This is a genomic window from Leptolyngbya sp. FACHB-541, assembly GCF_014695875.1.
GTDB lineage: Bacteria > Cyanobacteriota > Cyanobacteriia > Elainellales > Elainellaceae > JAAUTN01.
Map to the genome: position 1 here is coordinate 19,282 of NZ_JACJPC010000101.1, position 22,544 is coordinate 41,825.

Annotated in this window: 18 protein-coding genes; 13 read left to right on the forward strand and 5 right to left on the reverse strand. The window is 48.5% G+C overall.

All coding sequences use genetic code 11. The features are described from left to right. Positions 1–44: 44 nt before the first annotated feature. The gene (locus H6G00_RS21185) at positions 45–2,396 is read left to right on the forward strand and encodes a serine/threonine-protein kinase (RefSeq protein ID WP_190798265.1); all 2,352 of its coding nucleotides are present in this window, start codon (positions 45–47) and stop codon (positions 2,394–2,396) included. A 584-nt stretch (positions 2,397–2,980) separates the two neighbouring features. Here the strand turns inward: H6G00_RS21185 and crtO are convergent. From crtO to H6G00_RS21200, 3 genes are all read right to left on the reverse strand, one after another. Then, the gene (gene crtO / locus H6G00_RS21190; RefSeq protein ID WP_190689910.1) at positions 2,981–4,675 is read right to left on the reverse strand and encodes a beta-carotene ketolase CrtO; all 1,695 of its coding nucleotides are present in this window, start codon (positions 4,673–4,675) and stop codon (positions 2,981–2,983) included. Between the two features lie 246 nt (positions 4,676–4,921). Beyond that, a complete protein-coding gene (locus H6G00_RS21195) occupies positions 4,922–5,650 on the reverse strand; it encodes a GUN4 domain-containing protein (protein ID WP_190798266.1) in 729 nt (242 codons plus the stop codon). Positions 5,651–5,683: 33 nt separating this feature from the next. Then, entirely contained in the window at positions 5,684–6,220 is a 537-nt protein-coding gene (locus H6G00_RS21200; RefSeq protein ID WP_242042418.1) for an adenylyltransferase/cytidyltransferase family protein, read from the reverse strand. A 361-nt stretch (positions 6,221–6,581) separates the two neighbouring features. Here H6G00_RS21200 and H6G00_RS21205 point away from each other — a divergent pair, with 361 nt between their 5' ends. The 11 genes from H6G00_RS21205 to H6G00_RS21255 all read left to right on the forward strand — a co-directional run bounded on the left by H6G00_RS21205 (position 6,582) and on the right by H6G00_RS21255 (position 19,297). Next, a complete protein-coding gene (locus H6G00_RS21205) occupies positions 6,582–8,261 on the forward strand; it encodes an efflux RND transporter periplasmic adaptor subunit (RefSeq protein ID WP_190798267.1) in 1,680 nt (559 codons plus the stop codon). Positions 8,262–8,312: 51 nt separating this feature from the next. After that, a complete protein-coding gene (locus H6G00_RS21210; RefSeq protein ID WP_190798268.1) occupies positions 8,313–8,813 on the forward strand; it encodes a hypothetical protein in 501 nt (166 codons plus the stop codon). A 43-nt stretch (positions 8,814–8,856) separates the two neighbouring features. After that, positions 8,857–9,480, forward strand: coding sequence for a class I SAM-dependent methyltransferase (locus H6G00_RS21215; RefSeq protein WP_190798269.1), 624 nt, complete (start codon positions 8,857–8,859; stop codon positions 9,478–9,480). Between the two features lie 6 nt (positions 9,481–9,486). After that, a complete protein-coding gene (locus tag H6G00_RS21220; protein WP_190798270.1) occupies positions 9,487–12,660 on the forward strand; it encodes an efflux RND transporter permease subunit in 3,174 nt (1,057 codons plus the stop codon). Further along, positions 12,641–13,339 carry a two-component system response regulator RppA gene (gene rppA / locus H6G00_RS21225; protein WP_190798271.1) on the forward strand — a complete coding sequence of 233 codons (699 nt, stop codon included), beginning with the start codon at positions 12,641–12,643 and terminating at the stop codon, positions 13,337–13,339. The genes H6G00_RS21220 and rppA overlap by 20 nt, the downstream gene beginning before the upstream one ends. Then, the gene (gene rppB / locus H6G00_RS21230; protein ID WP_190798272.1) at positions 13,329–14,687 is read left to right on the forward strand and encodes a two-component system sensor histidine kinase RppB; all 1,359 of its coding nucleotides are present in this window, start codon (positions 13,329–13,331) and stop codon (positions 14,685–14,687) included. The genes rppA and rppB overlap by 11 nt, the downstream gene beginning before the upstream one ends. 233 nt (positions 14,688–14,920) lie before the next feature. Beyond that, positions 14,921–16,549 carry a peptide chain release factor 3 gene (gene prfC / locus H6G00_RS21235; protein ID WP_190798273.1) on the forward strand — a complete coding sequence of 543 codons (1,629 nt, stop codon included), beginning with the start codon at positions 14,921–14,923 and terminating at the stop codon, positions 16,547–16,549. A 531-nt stretch (positions 16,550–17,080) separates the two neighbouring features. Continuing rightward, positions 17,081–17,548: a hypothetical protein gene (locus H6G00_RS21240; RefSeq protein ID WP_190798274.1), complete on the forward strand. Its 468-nt coding sequence runs from the start codon at positions 17,081–17,083 to the stop codon at positions 17,546–17,548. Positions 17,549–17,571: 23 nt separating this feature from the next. After that, positions 17,572–18,042, forward strand: a complete 471-nt coding sequence (locus H6G00_RS21245) for a hypothetical protein (protein WP_199318633.1) — start codon at positions 17,572–17,574, stop codon at positions 18,040–18,042. Between the two features lie 30 nt (positions 18,043–18,072). Beyond that, positions 18,073–18,552: a hypothetical protein gene (locus H6G00_RS21250; RefSeq protein ID WP_190798275.1), complete on the forward strand. Its 480-nt coding sequence runs from the start codon at positions 18,073–18,075 to the stop codon at positions 18,550–18,552. An 85-nt stretch (positions 18,553–18,637) separates the two neighbouring features. Next, a complete protein-coding gene (locus H6G00_RS21255) occupies positions 18,638–19,297 on the forward strand; it encodes a glutathione S-transferase family protein (protein WP_190798276.1) in 660 nt (219 codons plus the stop codon). A gap of 343 nt (positions 19,298–19,640) precedes the next feature. On the opposite strand, the gene H6G00_RS35635 is transcribed toward H6G00_RS21255, so the two are convergent. Together H6G00_RS35635 and H6G00_RS21265 are read right to left on the reverse strand one after the other, a co-directional pair. Beyond that, entirely contained in the window at positions 19,641–21,302 is a 1,662-nt protein-coding gene (locus tag H6G00_RS35635; RefSeq protein ID WP_190798277.1) for a GUN4 domain-containing protein, read from the reverse strand. 5 nt (positions 21,303–21,307) lie between these two features. Continuing rightward, positions 21,308–21,703, reverse strand: a complete 396-nt coding sequence (locus tag H6G00_RS21265) for a hypothetical protein (RefSeq protein WP_190798278.1) — start codon at positions 21,701–21,703, stop codon at positions 21,308–21,310. 536 nt (positions 21,704–22,239) lie between these two features. Between H6G00_RS21265 and H6G00_RS21270 the strand changes: the two genes are divergently transcribed. Further along, complete coding sequence (locus H6G00_RS21270; protein ID WP_190798279.1) at positions 22,240–22,455, forward strand: hypothetical protein; 216 nt, start codon at positions 22,240–22,242, stop codon at positions 22,453–22,455. The last annotated feature ends 89 nt before the right edge of the window (positions 22,456–22,544 follow it).

The window sequence follows — 22,544 nt, forward strand, 5'->3', positions numbered from 1 at the left end:
TGATTGGTCAATGACACATCTTAGCTTTCAAGGTGCCGATTATTATGAGTTACTGTCTTAATCCAGCTTGCCCCCATCCAGAAAATTTAGGGGATGCAAAACACTGCCAGCAGTGTGATGAAGTTCTGCGATTGCACAGCCGCTACTTACCTCTCAAGCCTATTGGACAAGGAGGGTTTGGTAGAACATTTCTGGCAATTGATGAGTCTCGCCTATTAAAACCTCGCTGTGTTATTAAGCAATTCCTTCCTCAACAACAAGGTACGAAGGACCTGGAAAAAGCAGCTGAACTGTTTCGGCAGGAAGCTCAGCGCCTGAAGGAGTTAGGGGAGCATCCCCAAATTCCAGATCTACTGGCGTATTTGGAGCAGCATGGTTGTCAGTACTTAATCCAAGAGTTTATTGATGGTCAGAATCTAACGCAGGAACTGGAAGAAGACGGCATTTTTAACGAAGCCAAAATTCGTCAGCTATTGAATGATCTGCTACCTGTGGTGCAATATATCCATGAGCATCAGGTCATCCATCGAGACATCAAACCTGCTAACATCATCCGTCGAGCCACAGACCAAAAACTCTTTCTAGTCGACTTGGGCGCAGCCAAATACGCAACGGGAACTGCTCTGGCAATGACCGGGACGGTCATTGGAAGTGCTGAGTATACTGCACCCGAACAATCGAGAGGGAAAGCTGTATTTGCTAGCGACCTTTATAGTCTGGGAGCTACCTGCGTTCACCTACTGACTGGCATATCTCCCTTTGATCTATATGACAGCAGTGAAGGTCGATGGATCTGGCTAGATTATGCACCTCGTGTGATCTCTGAATTGCTCAGTCGAACTTTAAACAAAATGTTGGAGGCTCCGACCAATCGACGCTATCAATCGGCAAATGAGATACTCATGGATTTGGAGCAATTGGATCAGAGGCAAGACTCCGGCTTTCCCACCAATGAGAATTTCCGGCAACCTAGTGCAACCTCTAAATACGCTTCAAAGCCTTCTAATTCTGCAGATTTTAAGCCGAGACTTGAAGAGCAATCAGCGCTTATAAACGCGAATTTTGAGGCGGGAGGCAAGCTTGCCCCTATAGAACAGACCAGAGCACCCCAGAAACCATCACTCATAGAGACTTCACCAAGACCAACAAATCTGCGTACTTCTAGCAACATAGCAGTGATGATCTTTTTGATAGCACTTATGTTCGTATCTGGTTTCTTTATGGTGCGGTCGTTTCTGCTTTTTCTTCCACATGACCGTTCTCACATTTCCGATCCACGATGGTCTATAGGGTTGCCTCCAAACGACGATGAGCCAGGTCCAAAGTTCACAAACCCAGTTCAACCAACACAAGTCCTTGCTGCCCGTGGGCAGGTCGTCACATTAACGATCAGTCCTGATAGCAGAACGCTGGTTAGTGGTAATGATGACAGTCGAGCATCTACTGATTCTGGGGTTGCCGAAGAGTTTCACGACAGCAACCTACAAGTATGGGATTTAACGACAGGTAGAAATTTGCACACGCTGACAAGTCATCATCCAGTATTTTCGGTAGCCATTAGCCCGGATGGTAAAACCCTAGCCAGTCAAAGTATAAATATATCCACAAATCCAGAAACGCTGAACGGTATTGAGCTGAGTGATGACGAGCAGGAGCGATTTCGCGGTACGCTGCAGTTGTGGAATTTTCAAACTGGAGAATTGCTGCGAACACTTGCTGAAAATACATTTGGAGCATCGGTCAAATTTAGTCCAGACGGAGAATTTCTCGCAGGAAGTTCGTTTGGTCAAATTTACATTTGGAATGTTGCGACTGGGGAAACTCTTCAAACCCTTCAAGCCAGATCTGACTCGGTCAGCTTTAACCCAAGTGATAATACTCTTCTTACTGCGACTTCACCTGTAATGGGTGGCACTATTTCACCCGAAGTACAAGTTTGGGACTGGCGTACTGGAGAGCAGATTAACCTCCTAAGCTCGATGAACCAGGATAATACTTTAGACCGCAACGGATTTTCAACTCTCGCTGTTAGTCAAAACGGTCTACTGGTCCTGGGTTATAAAACAAGAAGTAGGGATCTGGCTCAGCCTGGCTCAGCTATTAAAATTTGGAGTCTTCAAACAAGTCCTGCAGAGTTAGTTATCACACAAAACATTCCCTTAGACCTAGCAGCCGTTGCCGTTAGCCCAGATGGCAGCCTAGTCGCCGCTGCTGGCACTCAAGATTCAGTTGAGACGGTGAATATTTATGAAACTCAAACTGGAGAACTAATACGTTCCCTCAGTGGCTCCTCCAAGTTGGCAAGGTCTGTTGTCTTCACCCCTAATGGTCAAAAGCTAATTACCGGCAGTATAGATGGAGTAATTAGAGTTTGGAATATCGAGGAATTACGTTGATTAACTAGGGATGCAAGTCCTTTTCTAACTAATTTTCAGCTAAACGTAGAACATTCACACCTTATAGATATTAGTGCTGCAACCTCTGTTGCTCTCTAGTGCACCTTAATTGGTAATATTGATGCGAGTAATTTTGGTATGGGTCACCACATTGAAGGATTTAGTGATCCTTGAGGGGCGTGGAGATAATGACGAGATTGATTTTAAGGGGCTCTCAGTCCCGGTTGGAACAGTGCCTAAAGTCTATTTAGGGACATTCTGTGCCTGTCGAACGTTGAGTAAAATTGAAACAATGGGGCTGTGAACTCAATCTCCACTGGTACTCGTCAAGGCCAGTGGACATAACAAAAAGAACAATAGATATGACAACCAAGCTTCATTGAAGGAAAGGCCTGCAACAGTAGAAGCCGCGATCGCCATTCGTAACATGAAACAAATAGGAAGATCGCCCCTCATCAAGCAACCTAAGCAAAAACCGGTGAGGGTTGACTAATACTCTTGTCCTTACAGTATTCTAGATAGCTGGCGATCGCCCCTCCCTCACCAGTTCTCAAACACCTTGTGAAAACTGGTGAAGGGATAGGTTAGGTAGTCCCCAGAACAGATCGAGTTACAGCCGCAAAAGAGTCTTTAACCTTGTTGACTGCCTGGGCGATCGGTCGCTGTGAACTAAGGAAAACCCGAGCGCAGTTACGTCCTGGCATTCCTGAAATCGAGCCGCCTGGGTGAGTGCCTGCACCCGTGAGGTAGAGTCCCTGAATGGGTGTTTTGTAGTTTGCCAATTCGGGTAGCGGACGCAAAAAGATCATTTGATCGAGCGTCATGTCAATGTGATAGTAGTTGCCTTTGTAGGCTCCCAGACGTTCACCTAGCTCTGCCGGACTTTCGACTCGGCGAGCAATGATGGAGTTTTTTAGATTGGGAGCGTAGTCTGCTAGTTTGTCGATGACGCGATCGGCGACTTTGTTTTTCAAGTCATCCGTCCAACCAGTACCGTTTAACCCGGTTCCTTCAGCTCCAGCAATTTGGTAGGGTGCAAAGAACTCAATCCACAAGGTATGTTTGCCATCAGGTGCCATTGAGGGGTCGAGCATCGTGGGCACGACCGCATACATGGATGGATCAGAGTCAGGGATGTCGCCAGCGGTAGGTTGGCTGTGGGCGAGTTCCACATGACGCACAGAGTCGGCAATCAGTACGGAGCCAATCAGGTTGCTGTCCTGGTGGTTGTGATGCTCAAATCGAGGAGCTTCTGAAAGGGCGCAGTCGATTTTGAGAATCGTTTCGTTGTTGTTGACGATGCGGCGCTCCAAACGCTCACGCAATTTTGGATCGGCTGAATCCACATCGGCTGAATCCATGCACTGCAAAAATAGCCGTTTCGCATCAATGTTAGAAATTACAGCATGCTTGGCGCGATACTCCGTACCGTTTGCTACTCGCACCCCGACGGCTCGTCCATCGTCAATTAGAACCTGGCTAACGTGCTGATCCGTTAGCACCTCTCCACCCTCATGCTTGACCAGGTTGAGCAATGCTTGGGTCAATGCGCCTGTGCCTCCTTTGGGTCTTGCCATACCGGGGTTGTGGCGCATCGACATCATCATGCCGCCGATGGCGATCGTTTTTTGTGAAGGTGGCGCACCCAGTTCTGAAGCGAGTCTTGCCAGCGGTGCTTTGAGAAATTCCGAGTCAAACCACTCGTTCAAGTGGTCTTCTGGACTGGTCAGCATCATGTGCAGCATGTCCAGGCTTTGGTCGATTCCACCCACCACTGAGAAGAGATCCTGCAAGCTTTTGATGTTGTAGTTGCCTGCGATGTCAGGAATGGATTTGGGAGGAGCGTTAAAAATCGGCGTGATCGCGTTGGTGAGTTGCTGCCAGAATGCAGTGAATTCAGCGTATTTTTGGGCATCGCGATCGCTATATCGGGCGATTTCAGCGCAAGTCTGCTCGACCGAACGGTGCGCCAAAAAATATTTGCCGTCTGGGTGAGGGCAAAACACAACTGGATCGCAAAAGAGGTATTCCAGCCCGTACTTGCCTAGCTCTAATTCCTCGATGACGGGACCCAAGTGAATGAACTCGTGGTCGATCGCACAAAGATTGAACTTAAACCCAGGAGCTTCCTCAGGCATAATTTCCTCGGTCGTTGCCGCTCCACCAGGCACCGATCGCTTTTCTAACAGCAACACGCTGTATCCTGCCTTCAGCAAATATGAGGCGCAGACCAAACCATTGTGTCCGGCACCGATGATCACGACATCATACGCTTGCATTAACGAACTCCAGTCGGGATTAAATGATACGTAAACCCATCTTAGACACGATTAAAAGATGCAAAATCTGTCTACTTAGATAGATCAATTCAACGGATTAAACCTTCAAGCAGGTTAAATTTACAGAACTTAGGTGTTGAACGATCAGAAGAAGTCTTTGGATTAAAGCATTTGCTGTTAGAAAGCGATCGCCACAAACAGCTTGATTCAAAGACCCCCCAAGTAAGGGCAAACGCCCATTCGCCCTTACTTTTCTGTCCAAGCTGGATGCATCAGCATTGCAGCAATCACCCGTACTCCCCGCAGTTGATTTGACAGCGGTAGATGACCTTTGGGAGCAGACAAATCCCAGGTAAACTCCTGTGGATAGCGTGTCCAGTTGTTTCCTGACTTCCAGCCAATCATCGGCCATAGCTTCTCCCAATTTTTGCCCGTGCCCAGCCAAAGCTCTCGCTGCACCGAGTACCCAAACTTGCCTTCTGAATAGACTAGCCAGAGCGAGTTGATCGTTTTTAGGTCAACTGCGGGAAAACCGTCGACTTCGGTAAAGTAAATCCATTTCCTTTGAATTGCCGTCTCGCCTGCCAATTCACAGAGCTTCTCCAGCGTGAGGCGATCGGCTGCCTGAAAGTCTTGCTGAATGAGCAAATCCTGAAGGGGGGAATAGTCGATCGCCTGGGCAGACTGCAAAGGCACAACGCCTTGAGGAAAGTGAGTCTGACAAAATTCCTTAGCTTTTGCTGTGTCGGCAGTTCGCAACAGCCGATAGGCCTTGCCTACTGTCGTAGAGGGCTGCTGAGATCGCTCTAGCAAAAATTCCATCAACGTCTCTAAGCCTGAATCACCTGAATCAGCCAGTTGTTGAACCAATTGCAATTGGGTTTTCTCAGGCTCAGTGTTGAGACGACGCAGATCAGTCACAAGGTCTGAACCGGGTAGTGGAGCGGAAGTGGGATCGGTAGTTGAACGACTCATGTTAGCGGCTGCGGTTCATCCATCAGAACTATTCTACTCCCAGACAGATTGCAAAATGCTTTGAATGATGGCAGTCGTGGAGCTTGAAATTTCGATCGTGATCAGTTTAACGTCTCCTCCATAGTCCCAAACGTCAGGCACTTCGGGCAAAGTTTCTAAATTGTAGTCGCCACCTTTGACGTAGATGTCAGGTTGAAGGGTCTGAATCAATTGACAGGCAGTTGTTTCAGCAAAGATTACCACGCCATCCACGGGTTTCAGCGCAGCCAGCACTTCTGCCCGCTGCATTTCTGGCACAATTGGACGGGCAGGTCGCCCTAGGGTCTGGGGTTTAATGGCTCTGACTGACTGGTCGCTGTTCAAGCCAACGACGAGCGATCGCCCCAACTTTTTCGCTGCCCGCAAATAGCGCACGTGCCCCGGATGAATCAGGTCAAAGCAGCCATTGGTAAACACCAGCGGCGGCCAGTGGTCGGGGTGAAGGGCGATCGCCTGTACCAGTTCAGGCAAAGAATAAACACCAGGAATTTTCACATCAGGTAAATCAGGTATTGTCAACAGTACTGTCAACTTAAAACAGCAGGTGAAAAAATAAGCTCAACTATGCCTGTGCAGTGAGGGTTGCTCAGATTATGCGTCAGGTTTCAACCCAGTAATCTCTTGCCAATCCTGAAAAGGTTGAGTTGACGATACCCAAGAGTGAAATAGAAATGAGGCTTGTCTTACGTTTCGCTATCCTTGAATCGCTCTGTTGATCTCGGTCTAAATCTGAATCTAGCGGGAAACAAAAGCCCTATACCTCAGCCTAACCGCTAGCAGGGGGAGTTTTGTGCTAGAAATTTCATCCTCATTTTATATTTGCCTGCAATACTGCTCTTCAACTTTTGTTAAGTCCTAGACTTGCACCATTATCCCTGCCCCAGAACTATCGATGGCTCCTACTTTGAAATGCTCTAATCGATTAGCAAGAGACCGCGTCGCTGGAACGTGCCTTGGACTGCTGCTGCTAGTGACCTCAGCCGAAGTATTGGCTCATACAGGTCATGGTGACGAGTTCCACCAAAATCAGTCGGCTCAATCCGCAGGTGCGCTCGAGGTCGATAATGCAACCGCAGAGCGGATCGGGCTGAAAGTAGAGCCTGTCACTCGTCAATCTTTAGCGTTTGGTGTGCAGGCAACTGGGCAGATTGAAGCCTCTCCGAGCCGCAGAGTAGAGGTCACGAATCCTGTGGGTGGAACAATTGTCAGGCTGCTAGTTGAGCCAGGAGATACCGTTGAAGCGGGACAACCTCTGGCAGTAATTACAAGCGGCGAACTGGCAGAACTGCGCGTTACAGCGTTAGAAAATTCCGCAGAGCGACAGGGAGATGTGCAGCAGGCTCAAGCTAACTTACGGCTGGCTCAACAAAGCTACGATCGCCAGCAGCAAATTGCTCAGACTGCCATTGACCAGGCAAGAACCGAACTGAGAGTTGCTCAGGAGCAGTACGATCGCGATCAAGAACTGACAGAGCAAGGAGCCATCCCCAGACGAGAGTTCTTAGAGTCAGAAGCACATTTAGCATCGGCACGACAAGCCTTAACCGAAGCTGAAAGTCGCTTAGAAGTGTTGGAAGCTCGAACCGAAGTAGAGCGCACCCAAACTGCTCTTCAAGTGGCTCAATCTCGCGCTCAACTGAGCGCAGGTACTTACAGAACTCGTCTTCAACAACTCGGGGCAGAGGCAAATTCAGATGGCACGATTACCATTAAAGCGCCTATTTCAGGGGTGATCGCCGATCGCGAAGTCACGTTGGGGCAGTCGGCGGAAGACGCAGGGGCAATCCTGATGACGATCGTGGACGATCGCACCGTCCTCGCAACCGCAAACGTCTATGAAAAGGATTTGAGTCAGGTTTCCCAGGGTCAGCGAGTACGGGTCACGATATCGAGCCTTCCAGATCAAGTCTTTGAAGGACGCATCATTACCATTGGCTCAGTTGTGGAAGGAGAGAGCCGAGTCGTGCCTGTGAAAGCAGAGTTAGACAATGGGGATGGAACACTCAAACCGGGAATGTTTGCCGAACTAGAAGTGCTCACTGATCGCACCCCAGAACCCATTGTTGTGATTCCTCAGTCAGCACTTGTTGAGGCAAATGGTCAGCAGCTTGTTTTTGTCCAAAATGGCAACACGTTCCAACCTGTTGAGGTCGTGCTGGGTCGGCAAGCCGGGGATTTAGTTGAAGTCAAAAGTGGATTGTTTGAAGGCGATCGCGTCGTCACTCAACGTGCCAATCAACTCTATGCTCAATCGTTGCGTGGAGGAAGTGCAACAGAGGAGGCAGCAGCAACGGAAGTCACAGAAGCCAGTGCTACAGGTGGAGCACTACCCTGGTGGGTTGTTGTTCCGGCAGGGGGATTGGTGGCGATCGGCACCTTTGCCGCAGGAGCTTTTTGGTCAAATCGGCGAAACCGCAGACAACTCCCATCGACAATCACTGCCCTGGAACACCTAGAAGATTCCCACAACGGGCATCATGCCACACCTGACAATCAGTCTGCACTGCTGCATTCAGCAGACCCACACCATCGAGATGCTGAAGTACCTGCACCGCCGCACCAGCATCATTAAGTCGCCTTCTAAAGCTTTTTCACCAACCACTTATCTGCGAGGAATCAAACCATGAAACTCAGCAAATCTCTTGCGATCGCTCTAATCAGCCTGGGATTCGTTCTAGGAGCCTGTGCCAGTGGCGGAGAGCAAACGACAACTTCAGAAAGTCCTGCTGCCTCTCCGGAAACGTCTCCTGCTGCTGAATCCTCCAGCCCTGCAACAACGGCTCAAGCTGACACCGCTCACGATACAAGTGCTTCACAAGGTGGACAGGTGGTTGAAGCAGGTCCGTATCACCTGGAACTGGTCACTCTAAAAGAATCCAGTGGCGTACATCTCGATTTCTATCTACAAAAGGGAGATACTCACGAAGCGATTCCAGATGCGACTGTAACGGGACAAGTTCAACTACCCGATGGAACACAAAAAACAGTTGAGTTTGAATACGATGCTGCGGGACAACATTACGTTGCTACCTTGCCTGATACAGCACCTGGAGAGTACAACGTTGCAGTTTTGACGGATATCAATGGTGAAAAGGTAAACGGGCGTTTCAACTTCAATCAATAGTTTGGCTAGAGAGGCGATCGCCAGTTAAACAGGAACGAATGACATGATTGAAGCAGTTGTTCAGCAACAATATGATCACCTTGCCAAAATCTATGATCAACGTTGGCGTGGCTACGTTACAAACACTCTCAATTTCTTAAAGCAGTGGGCGCAGATTTCTCCGCAGGCGATCGTTCTTGATGTAGCGTGTGGAACAGGGGAGTTTGAGCGATTGCTGCTACAAGATCACCCAAATCAGCAGATTGTGGGAATCGATATCTCGGCAGAAATGCTAGCCATTGCCAAAAGAAAGCTCCAATCTTATTCTTCTGTTTCCTTTCATCAGGGCAGCGTAACAGCGATTCCCTCCGCTAACGAATCCTTTGATGTTGTCGTTTGTGCCAGTTCTTTCCACTATTTTGACGCTCCCTTAGATGCGCTAGCAGAAATGAACCGAGTTCTCAAACCAGGGGGCAAATCAATCATCCTAGATTGGTGCAAAGACTTTCTGCTGTGTCGCTTTTGTGATGTTGCACTGAAGGTGTTTGATCCAGCCCACAAACAGTGTTACACGCAACAAGAGTTTCACAACTTTCTCACCTCATCCCAATTCAACATTCAGGCTGCAAAGAAACTGCGATTTGGATGGGTGTGGGGATTGATGGTTGCTACCGCTATTAAAAATTAAACTGCTATGCTCAATGCCATTATCAAGTGGGCGATCGCGCGTCGGTGGCTAGTCATCTTAGGCGCAATGGTGCTAACGATTTGGATCGTTCGTACCGTGATGCAGATGCCGCTGGATGTGTTTCCCAGCTTTGCTCCACCCCAGGTCGAAATTCAAACCGAAGCGCCTGGATTAGCTCCAGAGGAAGTGGAATCTCTGGTGACGCTGCCGATTGAAAGCGCAATTAATGGCACTCCTGGCGTGACTGATGTTCGCTCTGCCTCTGCCGCTGGAATTTCGGTTGTCAAAGTCATCTTTACCTGGAATACCGACATCTACCAAGCACGACAGCTTGTAACTGAACGCTTGCAGCAGGCGCAGGACAAAATTCCTGAAAACGTTGAAACGCCTCAAATTTCTCCAATCACATCACCGATTAGCACCGTGATGATGGTTGCCTTTACAGTGGACGAGACGGTGGATGAAACAGCACCAGAGGAATCCCGCACTTCTTTAATGGAATTGCGACGAATTGCAGATTGGCAAGTTACAAATCGGCTATTGGCAGTTTCCGGCGTATCTCAGGTCGTTGTGTATGGCGGTGAAGTCCAGCAATATCAGGTGTTAGTTGATCCCAAAAGGCTGCAAGCATTTGATGTGTCGTTGCAAGACGTGACAGAAGCTGTTGAGGCGGCGAACGTCAACGCACCTGGTGGCTTTTTAACCACACCAGACAAAGAAACCCTAATTCGGGGTATTGGACGATTAGAAACCATTGATGATTTGGGGCAATCTGTAATCACAGCTCGCAGTGGTACACCGATTCGATTGTCAGATGTGGCGACGGTGCAGATTGGGGCAGCTCTTCAACGAGGCGATAGCAGTCTGAATGGTAAACCAGCTGTCGTCGTGATGGTGAACAAACAGCCGCTTGCCGATACCCCCACGGTTGCTCGTGGAATTGAGTCTGCAATGCAGGAGATTCAGGCAGGGTTGCCCCAAGATATCAAAGCGGATATCACCTTTAGTCAGGACAAATACATTGATGCGTCGATCGAAAATGTTCGAGCCGCACTGATTGAAGGCAGCATCATTGTTGCTCTGATTTTGATTCCCTTCTTGATGAACTGGCGGAATTTGCTGGTGTGTCTGGTGGCACTGCCACTGTCTTTGTTGCTTGGGGTGTTAGCGCTCAATTGGTTAGGGCAGGGACTCAATACCATGACACTGGGGGGACTCGCCGTTGCGATCGGGTCTGCTGTGGATGATGCGATCGTTGATGCAGAAAACGTCTACCGTGCTTTACGAGAAAACAAGCATTCTGCCCATCCCCGTCCAGTGTTAGAGGTTGTTCTGGAAGGGTGCCAGGAAGTTCGGGACTCCGTTTTCGGAGCGACGATCATTACCATTGTTGTTTTCTCTCCTGTGTTTGCGTTGGGCGGTGTGGAAGGCAGCATTTTTATCCCGATGGGATTGGGCTACATGGTGGCAGTGTTGGCATCTAGCGTGACTGCCCTCACGGTTACGCCTGCCTTGTGTGCGATTTTGCTGCCCTATGGTCGTTTACCAGAAACAGAACCCTGGGTAGCCCGTTTTTTCAAGCGGATCTATCAACCGTTGATCGACTTCTCCCTACGTCGTTCTAGCTTGATTCTGACCGTCGCGGCGGCGACTCTCGTTGCGGCATTGGTCATCGCACCGTCGTTAGGACGAGAGTTTTTGCCAGAGTTTCAGGAAGAAAATCTGGTCAACACATTAATGCTCTACCCTGGCTCATCCTTGCAAGCAACCAATAGTGCAGGGTTTGCGATTCAAGATGCTCTCAAAGACGATCCTCGCTTTCGATATGTGCAGTTGCGATCGGGACGTGCCCCCGGAGACAGTGATGCGGCTGCGGTGAATACCGCCCACCTGGATGTGGATTTAAGCGAAGAAGGGCTAAAAGACCGAGAGGGCAGCATTGAGAAACTACGAGAAGAGTTTGCTAAATTGCCAGGCGTAGCCCCAAACATTGGTGGCTTTATTTCACATCGGATGGATGAAGTGTTGTCGGGCGTTCGTAGCGCGATCGCCGTCAAAATCTTTGGTGCTGACCTAGAGCAACTACATTCTCTCGGACAAGAAGTGGAAGCGATCATGCAAACGGTTGAGGGAGTAGTGGATCTGCAACTCGAACCCCAAATTCCCATCGAGCAAATCCAAATTCAGTTCGATCGCGCTGCTGCGGGTCGCTATGGGCTAACCGTGGGTGAACTCTCCAATACGATCGAAACAGCACTCAACGGCAAAGTCGTTTCCCAGGTCTTAGAGCAGCAACAAACCTTCGATCTGGTGGTTTGGCTGGAACCAGAAGCCAGGAACAACCTCGATACGATCAGCAATTTACTTATTGACACCCCTACAGGGCAGAAAATCCCTTTGGCGCAGGTCGCTCAAATTCGCACAGGGACAGGACCGAACACGATTAATCGGGAGAATGTGTCTCGACTGATCGTGGTTGCTGCTAATACGGATGGGCGAGATGTGCGATCGGTGGTCAATGAAATCCGATCGAAAGTGGCAGAGCAAGTTCAGTTTCCTGCTGGATATTTCCTAAACTATGGTGGGCAGTTTGAGGCAGAACAACGGGCGACGCAAAACATTTTGGTGTTTAGTGCGATCGCCTTTGTGGTCATCACCGTGATCATGTATCTCTCAGTGAAATCCGTCGCCTCCACTGCCATGATCATGATCAATTTGCCGTTGGCACTGGTGGGTGGAGTCTTCTCTGTTGCGTTAACAGGCGGGGTTATTTCTGTCGCTTCGTTAGTCGGATTTGTCACCCTGTTTGGCGTTGCAACGCGCAATGGCTTGTTGTTAGTCGATAACTACAACAATAAATTTGCTCAAGGAGTGCCTCTACGACAAGCACTGATTAAAGGTTCAATGGAGCGGCTAAACGCAATTTTAATGACTGCCTTTACCTCAGCATTAGGATTACTGCCGCTCGTCATTGCCGGAGGACCCGGAAAAGAAATTTTGCAGCCTCTCTCGATCGTTGTTCTGGGTGGATTGTTCACCTCCACAGCTCTGACGCTGGTTGTGCTGCCCGCTCTCTATGCCCGATTCGGTAAGATGTTAATGCCCAAATCGAACCAAACGCAGTCTGTTCAACCTATCGCTCCAGAAGAAATGAAACCTCATGCGCGTTCTATTAGTTGAAGATGAACCCGATTTAGGTGCAGCCTTGGAGCGATCGCTTAAACGCGAAAAATACGTTGTGGATTGGGTGAAGGATGGGACGGAAGCGTGGCAATTCCTAGAAAATGGCTGGAACCAATACACGGTTGCCATCTTTGACTGGCTACTCCCAGGATTGTCAGGGATTGAACTCTGCCAACGGCTTCGAGCAAAGCAAAATCCTCTTCCCATCTTGATGTTAACAGCACGCGATCGCATGGAAGATCGCGTAATGGGACTGGATGCCGGAGCCGATGATTATTTGATCAAACCCTTTGGCATAGCAGAATTATTAGCACGGCTCAGGGCATTGCAGCGGCGATCGCTTCAGATCCAACCTCCTCAACTTCAGGTTGGCAATCTCCTTCTTGATTACGCCACATCAACCGTTTCAATTTCTACAAATACAGGAAAACTGCAAAACATTCCTCTCACTGCCAAAGAATTTCAACTATTGGAATACTTTATGCAGCACCCCAACCAAATTCTTTCGCGTGACCAGATTATTAGCCGTATCTGGCAAACAGAAGCAGACTTTAACAGTAATGTAGTCGCGGCTCAAATGCGTCTACTGCGACGGAAGTTAACTGAGTATGGTTACGATCACCTAATTGAAACCGTCTACGGCATGGGCTACAAGCTCAACACCTATGAAACATAGCCGAGTTTTTCATACCACTCGACTGCGCTTAGCAGGGCTATATGCCGGAACGATGGGGTTTATTCTCACCCTTTGTGCCGTAGGTTTCTACAAAGCGATGGCACATAGCCATGTGTCTGAGTTAAGCCACCGAATTGAGTCGGTAGCTGGCACACTGCATGATGGGCTAGAAGCTTCATTACAACAACCGGGCAAGCTAGAACCGATTGTGCAAAAGTTTATTCCATCGCTTTGTATTGCTGGAACAACTTGTGCCTATGAATCCACAGCCGTTCACTATTTAGGGGTCTTTCAAGAACATGGATATTACATTCGCTTTGTCACCCTATCTGGGCAGTTGTTAGCCAGTGCCGGTGAGATCACAACTGACTTACCTGTGCGCGTCGAAACGGAACCCTGGCAAACATTAGAAGCTTCTGACGGGACTCGCTATAAGCAATTATCTTTGCTGCTGAAGACGGCTAACCAAGATGCATGGGGATATATGCAGGTCGGGCGATCGCTCTCTGACATTGATGGACATATGGTTTGGGTTCGGTTGATTCTGCTAATTGGCTTGCCCAGTGCGATGTTTCTCGTTGTTGTTGCCAGTTGGTGGATTGCTGGACAAGCGATGCAACCCGTCTATCGGTCTTACCGTCAAATGCAGCAGTTCACCGCCGATGCTGCCCATGAACTCCGAACACCACTAGCGGCAATTCAGGCGAATTTAGAATCAACTCTCACACCCGATGCAACCGATGCGGATGCCTGGGATACGCTGCGTACTGTTGAACGCCAAAACAATCGCTTATCTGGGCTTGTTCATGATCTGTTGCTCCTCTCGCGTATGGATTTACAAGGATTTTCTGCTAAACAGGAGCCTTGTAATCTCAATGATTTAGTGAATGATTTAGTGGAAGAGTTCTCGGCACTCGCGCTTGCTTCACATATCTCACTCATTGCAGACGTTCAGACAAACACACCGATTACGGTATTCGGCAGTGAGGAGCAACTTTATCGCCTCGTTGCGAATCTCATCACGAATGCCATTCAATACACTCCTAGTGGCGGCAAGGTCATCGTTCATCTCAAGCGAGACGATCATCATGCACTGATTCAGGTCGAAGATATTGGAATCGGCATTCTACCTAAAGAACAAGCGCGTATCTTCGATCGCTTCTATCGCGTCAATAGCGATCGCTCTCGTCAAACTGGAGGAGCAGGTTTAGGTTTAGCGATCGCACAGGCAATTGTGCAATCTCATCAAGGCACAATTCAGGTACAGAGTGAAATGGGCAAAGGCAGTGTTTTTAGTATTCGCTTGCCAGCGAGGAGTAACTCCAAACAGGTTCAAGTTTTTCTTTAAGGCTTTAAAGCTATGGAAATCTGAATTTCCATAGCAAACTTCATCTAAGAATTTCTAGAACGTTAGTTAGGCGTTGTACATTTGACGAATGGTTTTTGTAGGGGCAGCTTAGGAACCAGGAAGCTTTCGTGAAGCAGTACGGGAATCAGACTCTAGAATCGGGTATTTCCCGCAACCCCCAACCCCCAATACCCGTTACCATAGAATACTGAGACTATTCACCAAATCCTCGCATGTCCACAGAAATTCAAGCAGAATTGCAAACAGCGGTTGAAAAGCGACGGAATTTCGCGATTATTTCGCACCCGGATGCGGGTAAGACGACGCTAACCGAAAAACTGTTGCTGTACGGAGGCGCAATTCACGAGGCAGGTGCGGTCAAGGCGCGACGGGCACAGCGTCACGCCACTTCGGACTGGATGGCAATGGAGCAACAGCGGGGCATCTCCATTACCTCGACAGTGCTGCAATTTGAGTACGACGATTACTGGATTAACTTGCTCGACACGCCGGGGCACCAAGATTTTAGTGAAGACACCTACCGCACGCTGGCAGCCGCAGACAATGCGGTGATGCTGGAAGACGCGGCAAAAGGTCTAGAACCGCAGACGCGCAAACTGTTTGAGGTTTGCCGGATGCGCGGCATTCCGATTTTCACCTTCTTCAACAAGCTCGACCGACCGGGACGCGATCCGCTGGAGCTTTTAGACGAGATTGAGCAGGAATTGGGCTTACAGACCTACCCGGTGAACTGGCCGATTGGCATGGGCGATCGCTTCAAAGGCGTATTCGATCGCCGCAAACGGCAAATTCACCTGTTTGAGCGCAGCGCTCATGGTAGTCGCGAAGCCCTCGATACGGTTGTGGAACTCGGCGACCCGCGCATCGAAGACCTGCTCGACCAGGATTTGTACTACCAGCTCAAGGAAGACCTGGAACTACTGGAAGGCGTTGGCACCGAGCTTGACTTGGATCTGGTGCATCAGGGAAAAATGACCCCAGTTTTCTTTGGCAGCGCCATGACCAACTTTGGCGTAGAGCCGTTTTTGGATGCATTTCTGGACTATGCGCTCAAGCCTGGGGCGCGGCGCAGCAGCCAGGGTGATATTGACCCAACTCATCCAGAGTTTTCTGGCTTTGTGTTTAAGCTACAGGCGAATATGGACCCAAAGCATCGTGATCGCGTTGCCTTTATCCGCGTCTGCTCTGGCAAATTTGAGAAAGACATGGTGGTGAGCCATGCCCGTTCTGGTAAGACCGTGCGCCTTTCGCACCCGCAAAAGCTGTTTGGGCAGGGGCGCGAGTCGATGACCGAAGCCTTCCCTGGCGACGTGATTGGTTTGAACAATCCTGGCGTATTTGCGATCGGTGACACGATCTACAACGGTCAAAAGCTGGAATATGAAGGCATTCCCTGCTTTTCGCCAGAACTGTTTGCCTATTTGAGAAACCCCAACCCTTCCAAGTTCAAGCAGTTTCGCAAGGGTGTAACGGAGCTACGCGAAGAAGGCGCAGTGCAAATCATGTACTCGGCGGACGAAGCCAAACGTGACCCAATATTGGCAGCGGTAGGGCAACTGCAATTTGAAGTCGTCCAGTTTCGCCTACAGAATGAGTACGGTGTAGAAACCACAATAGAACTGTTGCCCTACAGCGTTGCCCGTTGGGTAGATGGCGGTTGGGAGGCACTGCAAAAAGTCGGTCGCCTATTCAACACGGTGACGGTAAAAGATAGTTGGGGCCGTCCGGTGCTGCTGTTCCGCAATGAGTGGAACTGTCAGCAGGTTGAGGGCGAACATCCGGAGCTAAAGCTGAATGCGATCGCCCCCGTCGTAGCTGGGCAAGAACCAGAATCCTTGTAGATGTGGCAATTTAAATAGAATTATGAGAGGCGCACCCCTTAGGGGTGCGCCTCTCATAATTTATTCTTACAACTAGACTCTCGAAGAATGGTTAGTGTGTTTAACCAAATGAAAAATGCTCGATACATTGCTGCAGTCGTAGTTAAAACCTTTGAAAGAAAAGGCTGAAGTAGCCCGATATGAGGGCGATCGCCAACTCTAAATCTCTTCTAACTTGTACCGTTTCTACATGAAACTGCACAGTTTGAAGCATGTTCTGCGTGAGCGGGACACGCTTCAAACTGTGTGACCTTAAAAAGAATTGGTTTTAGTCTCAGACTTTTTCTGACTTTTTCTGGCTGGCAATCTTGGAATCACTATTTATTCTAGTGATAGGTAAAGACAACTGAGTTCTTTATATCAATCAATCATCACTTGTTAACGATGATGGTTGAACAATTCATTAATAGAGTGCAGATATTTCTATCATTCAGGAGAAATTATTCATCAGTTTGAATACGTTCAGAACTATATCTTTGAGGAATTTCCAACATGATTAATCACATCTCACTTGCAGTTAACAATCCCTCTCATGTCGCTAAAGTCGTTGCAGAATTATGGCAGGGGCAAGCGGCTCCATTTCCCAATCACCCTGGTTATTACATTACCTTCGCGATGGATTCCTTTGGCAGTTTGATTGAGTTTTTACCCAAAAAGACTGTTCTCCAACCGAATCCAGTTGGTAAAGGTGTACAGTTCTTTGATCTGTCCTCTGAGGTGCCAGTTCATACTGCAACTCATGCAAACCTTATGGTGCCGCTCAGCGAGGCACAAATTTATGCGATCGCCGAGCGAGAAGGCTGGCGAGCTGTTCGCTGCAAACGATCTGACGATTTTGAACTAATTGAATTTTGGCTGGAGAACGAAGTCTTGTTGGAGCTACTGCCGCCAACCATGAGTGAGCAATACCTGACTGCAACCCGTCCAGAAAACTTGCAGGCTATCCTTACTGCTAAATAGGAAATCTCAAAAATTCGTTGAGAATGGGCATCACATTTATGGACTTTGCTCACGGATTGTTATTGCTTTGTACCCTGCTCGGCTTCTACAACCTTGGTATAACTTGGTTTGGGCAAATTGTAGTTTATCCTCTCTTTGCTAAAGTCGGTGCAGAAGAATATATCACCTACCACACGTATTACTCACGTCAAATACCGCTTCCGGTGATTCTTCCAGGATTCGCTAACTTTCTGTTGCCGATCGCCCTAATTTTTTATCATCCTGAGTCTGTATCCCTAGAAATTGCTTTAGCTAATGCCGCCTGTGGGCTGTTATCCCTCGTTGTAACAGTGGCATTAGAAATACCGCGTCACGATCGCCTGGAAAAAGGTGGCAAACAGGAGGAAGTGATCCAAGAATTAATCCGCTATAACTGGCCCCGCACCTTTAGCATCATGGGTTCTGCCTTTCTCACACTCATGATGCTGATGCAGGCATTCTCACCCACTGTTTAGTTGATTGTTTAATTTAACGGAGTAACTTTCATGATTCACCATATTTCGATTGATGCTCACAATCCATTACGGGTTGCTAGTGTTCTTGCAGAAATCTGGAATGGCAAAGCCTATCAATTCTTTTATCCCAACAGTTATCACGTGATGCCCTGCGATCGCTACGGTACAGGGATTGTGGTGTTCCCTAAAGGAACGGTATGGGTTCCTGGTGCTGATACTCAATCAGCTCACCTGCTCCCCGCTGTGTCTACCGATTTGGTCGCTGTTCATGCTGCGATCTCAGTCCCTACAACCCAGCAGCAGATTGAGCAGATTGGGCAACGGGAAGGATGGCGCGTTTTGACTCGTGAGCAGGGAGATGGACCTTTCCGGCTAGTCGAGTTTTGGGTAGAGAATCGCATCCTATTTGAGTTTTTGCCACCAGGGTTTGAACCCCAATATTTGCAAACGATGCAACCTGAAATGATTGAGCAAATTTTAGGTCAGCCGATTCAACCTGTAGTGGTTTAGGAGTGGGGTGGGCGATCCCTACATTCTTCTCACCCAACTTTCAAACAACAATCATCTAACCCTCAATCAAAAAGGGGCTTCTTCCATGACTGAAATTGAACTTTATAGTGCGGCTCTATGCCCGTTTGCTCATCGAACACGCTTGGCTCTAATTGAAAAAGGATTACCGTTTAGGCTAATCGAGATCGATTTGCGCAATAAACCTGAAAACTTCAAGGAAATTTCTCCTTATGGTAAGGTGCCTGTACTCAAGCATGGCAAGAATCGCGTCTGGGAATCTGCCATCATTAACGAGTATTTGGAGGAATCCTTCCCAGAGCGTCCTCTGTTACCCAAAGAGCCGATTCAGCGTGCTCAAGCAAGGATTTGGATCAATTTTGCCGATACCCGATTGTTTGCTACTACTGGCAAAGTTTTATATGCCCGTGATTCGCAACCACCAACAGAGGCACTTCAGGAACTCACCAAGCACCTACAGTTTATTGAAGCCGGACTACAAACAACGGCAGCGGTAGGTCCCTACTGGTTAGGGTCAGAGGTGAGTTTGGTTGACTTGACCTATTATCCCTGGTTCGAGCAATGGACTGTGCTAGAACAGTACCGAGGGTTTAAATTTCCTACGGGACTCGATCGCCTAAAGCAATGGTGGGAAGCTATTGCCGCCCGTGACTCGGTACGAGCGATCGCCCAGTCTCAAAACTTCTACATTGAACGTTATGGTCAGTTTGAAGCTCAGGTTGGATAGCAGGTTCCCTGTAGGGGCATGGCAATGCCATGCCCACATTCAGCAACGCCCAATTCTCAGCGTAGAAACTCTATTGAGGATCGCTAGCTATCTAGAATACTGCGAGGATGAGGGTATTAGTCCGCCTTCACCAGTTTTTGCTGAAGTCGCTTGATTGAGGGGCGATCGCCGTATTCACGTTGAAAGTGGTGATCGCCCAAAAGTAATTCGATTAGTCGCAACATTAAACTCCTCGTTCCCGGACTCTGACCGAGAATGCTGCTTTTGAGGCTCTGCCTCATGATTTAGAGGCGAGCCTCTAGAGTTGGATTCCCAGGCTCAGCCTGGGAACCAGAAAAGGCGGCTACATTATCTTACAATCCACAAGCCTCAATGCAAGGGAAGAAAACTTCTCTGTCCCAATAACTCCTAGCCAAAACCCACCTATCATACCAAATGCTGGAAGGTGACCTTGAGATGCTGTAATAACATCGTAAGTTACATGGTGAGGTGTTATGTACGTGTTGTTCCATCGCCATCCTGTACGATCGCAGAACTGCTCCCAAATTCTATCGCCTGGGTATTTGCCATTGAGTTTTGCACCACAATCGACATAGATCTGTTTTTGCACACTAAAACCAAATTTTCCATGACTATAGTTCACCCAGAGGCGATCAATTGTCCTCAAATCAGTGCAGGGGAACCTTAACAATTCATCCTCTGTAAACCAATCTCCTCTTCTCTTCCCTATTATGTAAATCATGATTAAGTAAGTTTCTTCATCTGCCTTCCGCCAATCACCATTTGCCAATAAACCTCGTAGGTTAGTATAGTCAACGTTTTCCTGAGAACTCAAATCGTTTTCTAAGAATGAAGGTGTGGATATTGAAGTTACTCTTGTTGAAAGGGACAATTCTACAGATTCAGATGGAGTATGTTCAGATGATGTCAAACTGACGTGACTGACGCTTAAAATCGGAGCAATATCTTCGTCCCGCAACTTCAACACCCGCTGGAGATACCGCAAGTCATCTAAGCTAGCGGGACTCATCACTGGGTCGTAATCTAGCGTCTCTTTTACAGCCTGCTCAAATTCATTCAGTTTTTCCCAAAACTCTTGATAGGGCTGTAACACTTCATTGGTAATTTGCTCTGCCTCTTGAACAGAGAGTCCTAACTCTCGACGACGATAATCAAAGGCACGATGATCAATCGGTGAGAGTTTGCCCCGTTTTAGTTTGGCGCGTTCGTCTAGCTCTTTGCGGTAAATCAGTTTTGGATCATCCTGGGGCGCTTGAGCAATCAGGATTTTGTAGCCTTCCCTCACTGCATAAATTTCAGGCTGCATGGTCGGAGCGGCTTCCTGCACTTTTTCCTTGGCATATTCGTGCAGTTCATCAACTGTAATTTGTCCGTTGCTATCGCGGTCGGCGGCTCCGGTTTCTAGCCCTTGCACCAGGTATCGGGTGTAGATGCTGATTCCTTCTTTTTCATAGGAAACCTGAGTTGCGGTTGAGGAGGTTAGCACGGCTCGACCTTCGCCGCCTAGCTGTGTTTTGACATCGATCGCCTCATCTACTGCCTGTTTTGCCTTCATGTCGTTGGCAAAGGCTCCGCTAAAGCAACAGTCCAGGATAAGAACTTGGCGCTTTGAGCAGCTCTGACTCATGCAGGTTTGAATGAAGCTGCTGGAAACGGCAGTGCTGGCGAAAATGCGTCCCTGCTGATTTTTCTGAGTAACGCGAGTGGCAAAGTAAAGGGTGCCATCATCAGCTTTGACTCCATGACCGGAGAAGTAGAGCAGAATCAGATCATCCCGACTGCGGTTCTCGCTAAACAGCTTTTCGATCGCCAACTGCATCTCGAACGGGTCAGGATTAGGTAACAGAGCGACCACATCAAACTCGCTAACTTTAGGGTTTTGTAGGACACGCTGCATCTCCTGGATATCTGTTTGGGGTCCAGGCAGGGAGGCTAAACCATCCCCGTAATTACTCACTCCGATCAGCAGCGCAACCTTTGCCATCTGTGCTACTCAGACTCGCTTTTGACTACTCTAACCTTGAGTTTGTCTATTCGCTCTAGCGCCTGAAGCTGTTGCTCTAGCTGCTGGGTGTTGCGATATTCGAGGCGGACCTCGCCGTATTCCAGGATGAGGTTTCTGCCGTAGATGCGATCGCCCAGCCAGTCCAGCAATGCCTTAATGTTTTTGAGGTTCACTTCGGCTTTGAGAATGCCCAGGTCAAAGCCTGCTTCCCCTGATTTGCTGCCTTCGGGAGTTTCGGTAAAGCGCATTAGGCTAGCCTCTTCAGCCAGTCCATCTTTGAGTTCTTCAACCAATCGTCGAGTGTAGGTTTCTAAGGCTTCTGGCTCCAGGTCAAGGTTTGCTTGGCTCAGGTCAATCAGGACTTCTAGGGTATCTGACATTGGAGGAATGATTGAGTTTATACCTGCCTAAGATTCTAACTGCGCTCACATCGAAATCACGGCAGAAGCCCGCATTTCTCGTTCTTCTATGCCGAGAGGTTGGATCGCTCCGTAAAGATACTGAATCGACCTGTCGAGAGAACCAATCGATTCGTTGAGCTAAGGAAAAATGCGATCGCCCTCTCCAGTTGCGCTAAGCTCAGTTTCTTTTTCTAGCGTTAATGAGCCTATTTTGTTCAACCAGTGCTTCCCAATGATGCTGCGTATTCCGATTTGCATCAAGGGCTTGCCAAAAGCTTTTCTTTAGCGTAGTCTCGTATCTCACAACCTAAAATACCTCGGACTTAAAGCGCTCCCTGAAGGTGCTGGTAACACCCTCAAGGAACTAACCCCCAAACTGATCACAGCAGTCTGGTGGGCTAGTTAGGCAGTTTAGCACTTCCTCTAGCCACCCTTGTTTTGCTGCACAAAATTGCACCGGGGGTGGCTTTGAGTTTTGGGGGGTTAACCTCTTAACCTCATGGAGCTTTACTGCTATGACGGACAGCCTTTTGTTTGATTTCGATCGCTTTGATAATGCTGACCCGCGTATTCTCACTTTGATTGTGATTGGCACTGAGGAGAATGTGAGAGCGCATATTCTCAGGCAGCATACGTTAGGTGTGGCTGAGGCGGGGCTATGGAGTAAACCTTTGCCGCTGACTAACTGTCCTGGAAAGGTAATGAGTATTCTCAGCCGTGTTTTAGCGTGAGTGGCTGTTTGAAATATAGGCTTTAGGAGCGCTAATTCAAGAAAAACTCACCTTTGGAGTTGATACATATTCGTAGGGGCGGTTCGCGA

What these genes read in the sequence shown, in the direction of transcription:
- H6G00_RS21185 (WP_190798265.1), top strand. Translation starts at nt 45, where the DNA reads ATGAGTTACTGTCTTAATCCAGCTTGCCCCCATCCAGAAAATTTAGGG.
- crtO (WP_190689910.1), bottom strand. Translation starts at nt 4,675, where the DNA reads ATGCAAGCGTATGATGTCGTGATCATCGGTGCCGGACACAATGGTTTG.
- H6G00_RS21195 (WP_190798266.1), bottom strand. Translation starts at nt 5,650, where the DNA reads ATGAGTCGTTCAACTACCGATCCCACTTCCGCTCCACTACCCGGTTCA.
- H6G00_RS21205 (WP_190798267.1), top strand. Translation starts at nt 6,582, where the DNA reads ATGGCTCCTACTTTGAAATGCTCTAATCGATTAGCAAGAGACCGCGTC.
- H6G00_RS21210 (WP_190798268.1), top strand. Translation starts at nt 8,313, where the DNA reads ATGAAACTCAGCAAATCTCTTGCGATCGCTCTAATCAGCCTGGGATTC.
- H6G00_RS21215 (WP_190798269.1), top strand. Translation starts at nt 8,857, where the DNA reads ATGATTGAAGCAGTTGTTCAGCAACAATATGATCACCTTGCCAAAATC.
- H6G00_RS21220 (WP_190798270.1), top strand. Translation starts at nt 9,487, where the DNA reads ATGCTCAATGCCATTATCAAGTGGGCGATCGCGCGTCGGTGGCTAGTC.
- rppA (WP_190798271.1), top strand. Translation starts at nt 12,641, where the DNA reads ATGCGCGTTCTATTAGTTGAAGATGAACCCGATTTAGGTGCAGCCTTG.
- rppB (WP_190798272.1), top strand. Translation starts at nt 13,329, where the DNA reads ATGAAACATAGCCGAGTTTTTCATACCACTCGACTGCGCTTAGCAGGG.
- prfC (WP_190798273.1), top strand. Translation starts at nt 14,921, where the DNA reads ATGTCCACAGAAATTCAAGCAGAATTGCAAACAGCGGTTGAAAAGCGA.
- H6G00_RS21240 (WP_190798274.1), top strand. Translation starts at nt 17,081, where the DNA reads ATGATTAATCACATCTCACTTGCAGTTAACAATCCCTCTCATGTCGCT.
- H6G00_RS21245 (WP_199318633.1), top strand. Translation starts at nt 17,572, where the DNA reads ATGGGCATCACATTTATGGACTTTGCTCACGGATTGTTATTGCTTTGT.
- H6G00_RS21250 (WP_190798275.1), top strand. Translation starts at nt 18,073, where the DNA reads ATGATTCACCATATTTCGATTGATGCTCACAATCCATTACGGGTTGCT.
- H6G00_RS21255 (WP_190798276.1), top strand. Translation starts at nt 18,638, where the DNA reads ATGACTGAAATTGAACTTTATAGTGCGGCTCTATGCCCGTTTGCTCAT.
- H6G00_RS35635 (WP_190798277.1), bottom strand. Translation starts at nt 21,302, where the DNA reads ATGGCAAAGGTTGCGCTGCTGATCGGAGTGAGTAATTACGGGGATGGT.
- H6G00_RS21265 (WP_190798278.1), bottom strand. Translation starts at nt 21,703, where the DNA reads ATGTCAGATACCCTAGAAGTCCTGATTGACCTGAGCCAAGCAAACCTT.
- H6G00_RS21270 (WP_190798279.1), top strand. Translation starts at nt 22,240, where the DNA reads ATGACGGACAGCCTTTTGTTTGATTTCGATCGCTTTGATAATGCTGAC.